Origin of the sequence: Methanocrinis sp. (assembly GCF_049974945.1) — an archaeon.
In the GTDB taxonomy this organism is placed as follows: Archaea; Halobacteriota; Methanosarcinia; order Methanotrichales; family Methanotrichaceae; genus Methanocrinis.
The window spans coordinates 1-6294 of record NZ_JBNGCU010000017.1 but is presented as its reverse complement, the minus strand read 5'-3'; the positions used below and the strand labels follow the sequence as shown (position 1 = coordinate 6294).

Annotated in this window: 4 protein-coding genes and 1 pseudogene; 1 reads left to right on the top strand and 4 read right to left on the bottom strand. The window is 59.4% G+C overall.

Annotation, left to right across the window (positions count from 1 at the left end):
• Together ACP5EL_RS02980 and ACP5EL_RS02975 are read right to left on the bottom strand one after the other, a co-directional pair.
• A pseudogene (locus ACP5EL_RS02980) lies at positions 1-209 on the bottom strand (hypothetical protein); the annotation flags it as partial.
• A gap of 182 nt (positions 210-391) precedes the next feature.
• Entirely contained in the window at positions 392-730 is a 339-nt protein-coding gene (locus ACP5EL_RS02975; RefSeq protein ID WP_428400957.1) for a hypothetical protein, read from the bottom strand.
• A gap of 696 nt (positions 731-1426) precedes the next feature.
• Between ACP5EL_RS02975 and uvrB the strand changes: the two genes are divergently transcribed.
• Positions 1427-3415 carry an excinuclease ABC subunit UvrB gene (gene uvrB, locus ACP5EL_RS02970; RefSeq protein ID WP_428400984.1) on the top strand — a complete coding sequence of 663 codons (1989 nt, stop codon included), beginning with the start codon at positions 1427-1429 and terminating at the stop codon, positions 3413-3415.
• A gap of 41 nt (positions 3416-3456) precedes the next feature.
• Here the strand turns inward: uvrB and ACP5EL_RS02965 are convergent, their stop codons facing one another.
• Together ACP5EL_RS02965 and ACP5EL_RS02960 are read right to left on the bottom strand one after the other, a co-directional pair.
• Complete coding sequence (locus ACP5EL_RS02965; protein WP_428400956.1) at positions 3457-3774, bottom strand: carboxymuconolactone decarboxylase family protein; 318 nt, start codon at positions 3772-3774, stop codon at positions 3457-3459.
• Positions 3775-4175: 401 nt separating this feature from the next.
• Positions 4176-6290, bottom strand: a complete 2115-nt coding sequence (locus ACP5EL_RS02960) for a cation:proton antiporter (RefSeq protein WP_428400983.1) — start codon at positions 6288-6290, stop codon at positions 4176-4178.
• Between the last annotated feature and the right edge of the window lie 4 nt (positions 6291-6294).

Below are 6294 nucleotides of genomic sequence, written 5' to 3'. Positions count from 1 at the left end.
TCACCGCAACCGTCGCCACCGCAGCCGCAGTCCTCCTCGTCGGGGCCTGCGCCGCCTCCATGCTCATAGCCGGACTCTTCGCCACCGCCGTATACCGCCTCGTACGAGGCCAATCCGGAGTCCATCTTGACGGGAACGTCTCCGGCGAAGGCCGGCCTTCTCAGCTCTGCCAACATAAGCTCCAAGGTGACTAATCCTAATCTTGCCATTTCGTTATACATCTCCTGGATCGTTCTCGACGATCTCCGAATATGCGCAACGGTGATTAACGTTATATTACTATAAATAAGTTACTAAGACCAGATTAGGTGGTCGGATCTGTACAGATGCGCGAGATATGATAGATCGATCTCTTTCTGCTTCGCTCTTGAAGGGAGGAGAAGACTTGACTTCAAAATACGATAACTTCTATCCGTATCACGCCCGCTTTATCCGCCGCAGTTTTTTGTGATTGCAGCAGGAGCGAAAAGACGCAACCGTTATAAGTCTTCAGGAATAACTGAGGAAGCGGGGTTAGTGAGATGATAAAATTTCTGTTGGTTTTGGGCTGCCTGTCTCTGGCAGCTATAGCGATCGCATCGCCGCCACCATCGTACGCGCCGCAGGAAACGGAACCGACCACGTCACCGCCGTCATACGTTCCGCCGGGAACGGGACTGATCACACCGCCGCCAGAAGGACCGGATCGGTCGAACCCCGACTGGCTTTCATCCGACGTGAGCCGGATCATCTACTATGGTCCTTACGGCTATCCTGCCGTGGGGTTTTATGATGATCGAATGTTGTATGATGAATGGTATCCCGTCGCGCGATCGTTCCTGGATGGCACCACCTACTACAGGACTTATTATTACTACACCCACCCTTATCCGTACAGCTACCCTCATCCGATTTATCTGGATGGCCGTTGGTGGAAGGATCCACGAGGTTATCGGCCTCTGTATAGAATAAGGCCGGGATTTCTTCTCGGAGGCGCATCATAATGCCGTCGGGATGACCCGTCTCTGACCGAGGATCGGAGCCCTGTCCCGCGTTCGGCCCTGGCGACCAGATGACCATCCACACTTATTTTTATTCACAATTAAGTTAGAGACATATTTTTAAAACCTATTTAACTGCCACGGAGATTCGAGCCGTCGGCTGCTGGCCTGGCCCGGGCCCGATCCCCTCGCTCGATCGTGGCCAAAATTTCGCTCTCCTGGACGACCCTGGACCGAGCCCGCGATAAGAAGCGCCGCCAGTGCCAGAGCCAGTATTGACGCAGGTCTTGTCGGATCTCCTTCCGGCGAGATGCTCTTGCACTGATCTGCAAAAAAGATTTGGTTGTCCATCGTTTCCGTCGGCGGTGGCATCTGGACGGTCGATCGGCCCTGCCGGGGCAAAAAGTACTTCCTCTCGGAAGATCCTCTTCTCCGGCAGCCCCATGATGAAATCAAGCCAGATCCCAGACGGTGATCAAGAGCCAGAGTTCCGCCTCGCCTCCGAGTTCGAGCCGAAGGGCTCCCAGCCCGAGGCGATCGATAAGCTCGTATCGGGCCTTGAGGCAGGGCAGAGGTTTCAGACCCTCCTCGGCGTCACCGGCTCGGGGAAGACCTACACCGTGGCCAAGGTCATCGACGCGGTCAAAAAGCCGACCCTGGTCATCGCCCACAACAAGACCCTGGCGGCCCAGCTCTACAACGAGTTCAGCGAGTTCTTCCCCGAGAACAGGGTCGAGTACTTCGTCTCCTACTACGACTACTACCAGCCCGAGTCCTACATCCCGGCCAAAGACCAGTACATCGAGAAGGACGCCACCATCAACCCCAAGATTGAGCAGATGCGGCTTGCGGCGACCGCCTCCCTGATGTCGCGAAGCGACGTGATCGTGGTGGCCTCCGTCTCCTGCATCTACGGCCTGGGAAACCCGGAGAACTTCCTGAAGATGGGCTTTGAGCTGAAGGTCGGAGACCGGATCTCTCGCCGGGAGATCCTGGAGCGGCTCGTCGCCATCCAGTACGAGAGAAATGAGATGGAGCTTGCTCCCGGCAGGTTCCGGGCGAAGGGGGAGACGATCGACCTGGTCCCCGGCTACTTCAACAACATTGTACGAATCGAGCTGTTCGGGGACGAGGTGGACCGGATATCCGAGATCGACCGGCAGACCGGCGAGCGACGGGAGGAGATGAGGTACTTCTACGTCTACCCCGCCAGGCACTACGTCATCCCCGAGGAGGAGCAGAGGGGCGCCATCGACTCGATCCTGGCGGAGCTGGAGGAGAGGCTGCCAGAGCTCGATATGATCGAAGCTCACCGCCTCCGGCAGAGGACCCTCTATGACATCGAGATGATCAGGGAGACGGGAAGCTGCAAGGGGATCGAGAATTACTCCCGCCACTTCGACGGCCGCAGGCCGGGCGAGCCCCCCTACTGCCTCCTGGACTACTTTCCCACCGACTTCCTCCTGGTGGTCGACGAGAGCCATCAGACCATACCCCAGCTCAGGGCCATGTACCGAGGCGACCGATCCAGGAAGAAGAGCCTCGTCGACTACGGCTTCCGGCTTCCCAGCGCCTACGACAACCGGCCGCTGCGGTTCGAGGAGTTCGAGCGGTTCATGAGAAGTACGATCTTCGTCTCTGCGACCCCCGGCCCCTTCGAGCTGGAGCATTCCGCCCAAATCGTCGAGCAGATCATCAGGCCGACGGGCCTCCTCGACCCGGTCGTCGAGGTCAGACCCGCGGAGGGGCAGGTCCGGGACGTGATGGAGGAGATTCGAAGGGTCGTCGAGATGGGCGACCGGGCTCTGGTGACGACATTGACGAAGAGGCTCGCCGAGGAGCTGACCGACTTTCTGGCCCAAAAGGGGATCCGGGCCCGCTACCTCCACTCCGAGATCCAGACCATCGAGAGGACCGAGATAATCCGGGAGCTCCGCCTCGGAAAGTTCGACGTTTTGGTGGGGATCAACCTCCTCCGGGAGGGCCTCGACATCCCCGAGGTGGGGTTCATCGGGATTCTGGACGCGGACAAGGAGGGGTTTCTTCGGGACGAGAAGAGCCTCATCCAGACGATCGGCCGGGCCTCGAGGAACGCGAACTCCAGGGTCGCCCTCTACGCCGACCGAATGACCGACTCGGTCCGGGGGGCGGTCAGAAAGACTGAGGAGAGGCGCGCTCTCCAGATGAGGTACAACACCGAGCACGGCATAGTACCTCAGACGATAAAAAAGCCAATCCGGGAGAAGGTTGTGGAGATCACCGACACCCGGCACATACCGAAGTCCGAGATCCCGAACCTGGTCATCGAGCTGGAGGCGGAGATGAGGGCGGCCGCAGAGGTCCTGGACTTCGAGAGGGCGATTGCGTTGAGGGAGGCGATCAAGAAGCTGGAGAAAGAGATGAAGGATCGAGAAAAGGAGACGAAAGTGGCATGAAGGGAAGATCGCTGATCACCGACCTTCCCCATATTCGCCCTCTACTTCAGCTCGTAGAGGATCTTCATCGCCTTGGTGAAGGGGGGCATCCCCGAGGTGAGGAGGACGACCCTCAAGACGTCCACGATCTCGTCGGTGGAAACCCCAAACTCCTTTTTGGCGCTCATCATCTGTTTCTTAGTCGCCCTCTCGTCGGAGGCGGCGGCGGCGATCCCCACGGCGATCAGCTTCTGGGTCCTGTAGTCCAGGACCTTTCCCGTGTACGCCGCCTCGTTCAGGCCGGTGATCGCCTCGTAAAGGTCGGGGTGATCTTTTTTGACGTGTACCATCCCTTCGCCGAAGAATACCTCTTCTTTCATTTTTAGTCCTCCTGCATTTAGTTGGCTCTCTTATATTTTATATCTTTCTCCACCGATATACAAAATCATCCGAAATAGTCTTGAACCCGCCATCGCCCCTCTGAAAAGAGAACTCCGGAATGGGGGAGCAGAATTGGAGGGAGGCCGGAGAGAAGTTACGCCCCCCGGCTCAACGTTGCATCGTTCTTCTCAGACTCAAATACAGGGGATGAACCCGATCCAGGAAGATCGAAGGCGAGCTTTGAGCGGTCGATCTTCAGCAAATCTATTTTGGAATCCAGAAGTCATCTCCCCGACAGAACGCAGTATGTAGTCATGAATATATGTAACTTTTGGGCGAAGAGGTGGAACCCGGCTTCGTCGACGTCCGAGATTCGAATCGAGATCCGAAACTCGAGGTCTCAACCTTCCTCTGAGATGGGGGCGCCCACCGATGCTTCGGTGACGGGGGCGTCCTCGGACTTTTCAGCATCTCCGCCGACGGTGCCGTCTTGATCCCTCAGGGCCCCGGCCCCAGCCCTGGGGTAGCGCACGGGGTTTCTGAAGAGGTGCCTGGACCTGGCGATCTGCTCGGAGGTCCCGAGGACCAAAAGGACGTCTTCGGCAATGATCTCGGTATCCCTGGTGGGATTGAGGATGTTCCCCGCCTCCCTCAGGATGCCCAGAACGTTCACCCCCAGCCTCTTTCTCAGCTCCAGATCCTCCAGGGTCTTGCCGACGGCGGGAGCCTCCTCCTCGACCTTGACGGTGACGACCTCGACGTTCGGGAGGTACCGCCTGAGGTCTGATATCTTGCCGGGCTCGATCTCGGCGTTCCTGAACATATCGTAGCCGTGGGACCTGACATCGACGATCATCTTCTCGATCTCGGTCCTGGGGACGAGGTACTTGCCGAGGACCCTCGAGAATATCTCCACCGAGGTCTCAAACTCCTCGGGGATAACCTCGTCGGCCCCGCGGTCGTAGCACGCCGCCGCCTCGTCCAGGTACCGGACCCTTGCCATGATGTAGACCTTGGGGTTGATCTTCCTCGCCGTCTCCACGATCCTCCGGGTGGCCATCTCGTCGGAGACGGCCACCACCACCACCCTGGCCGCGTCGACGTCGGCGTGCCGGAGGACCAGCTCCTGGGTGGCGTCCCCGTAGTGGATCGGCTCTCCCTCTGCCCTCTCGGATCTCACCTTCTCCGGGTTCATCTCCAGGATCAGGTAGGGGAGATCTTCGACCCGAGCGGCCCGGGCCAGGGTCCTTCCGACGAAGCCATAGCCTATGATGACCAGGTGGTTCTCCCTCTTCTCCGGAATCGCGGCGAAGGGGTGGCCCGCCTTCAGCTTCTTAGGAAGAGGCAGCCGATAGAGGAGGTCTGCGGCCTTAGGGGAGGCGGCGATGACGAAGGGGGTCGCGGCCATGGTCAGGACCGAGACCGCCAGGAAGATCTGGTACTCGCCTCTGCCGAGGATGCCGGAGTCAAGGCCCGTCTTGGAGAGGATGAAGGAGAACTCCCCGATCTGGGCGAGGGCGAGCCCCGCCAGAACCCCGGTTCTGATGGGGTAGCCGAGGAGTAGGGAGACGCCTCCGGCGACGGCGGCCTTCAGGATCAGGACCCCCAGGGCCGCCACCGCCACCAGCTCCAGCCTCTCGACGAAGAAGCCAACGTCCAGGAGCATCCCGATGGAGACGAAGAAGAAGCTGGTGAAGACGTCCCGAAAGGGGAGGATGTTCCCCAGGGCCTGGTAGCTGTACTCCGACTCGGAGATGATCAGCCCCGCGAGGAACGCCCCCAGGGCCAAGGAGAGGCCCGCAGAGTAGGAGATCCAGGCGACGGATAGACAGATCAGTATCACCGTCAGGAGGAAGAGCTCGCTGGACCGGAGACGGACGACTTGGTAGAGGAGGGCGGGTACGATCAGCTTCGCAGCCAAGATGATCAGAATGATGATCCCGACGCCCTTGGCCAGCATCATGAGGAGCGGCATGAATAGGCTGGTGGACTCCTGCGCTGCCAGAAGGGGGACGAAGAGCATCATGGGGACGACGGCGATGTCCTGGAAGATCAATATCCCCAGGGTGGTGCCGCCGTGGGGAGAGTCCACCTCGTCCCGATCCTGGAGGATCTTGAGGACCACCGCCGTGCTGCTGAGGGCGACGAGAAACCCGGCCAGGATCGACTCGTTGAGGGGAAGGCCGACCTCAACGGCGATGAAGGCCGCCGCGATGAAGGTTATCGCCACTTGAAGAGGCCCGCCCACCAGGGTGGGCCTCTTGATCCGCAGGAGCTTCTCGAAGGAGAACTCTATCCCTATGGCAAAGAGGAGGAGGACCACCCCCACCTCGGCGAGGACCTCGATCTGCTCCACCTCCTGGACGAGCCGCAGGCCGTGGGGTCCCGCCACCACCCCAGTCACCAAGAACCCCACCACCTCCGGAACCCTCAGCCTGTGGCCCGCGAAGATGGCGACTATCGAGATGAGGAAGATGACTATGATATCGTTGAGGAGCTGTATGGGTACGGGCATCTAT

Bases quoted from the DNA above. Each gene is read 5' to 3' on its own strand.
- ACP5EL_RS02965 (WP_428400956.1), bottom strand. From the start codon at position 3,774: ATGAAAGAAGAGGTATTCTTCGGCGAAGGGATGGTACACGTCAAAAAA.
- ACP5EL_RS02960 (WP_428400983.1), bottom strand. From the start codon at position 6,290: ATGCCCGTACCCATACAGCTCCTCAACGATATCATAGTCATCTTCCTC.
- ACP5EL_RS02975 (WP_428400957.1), bottom strand. From the start codon at position 730: ATGATCCGGCTCACGTCGGATGAAAGCCAGTCGGGGTTCGACCGATCC.
- uvrB (WP_428400984.1), top strand. From the start codon at position 1,427: ATGAAATCAAGCCAGATCCCAGACGGTGATCAAGAGCCAGAGTTCCGC.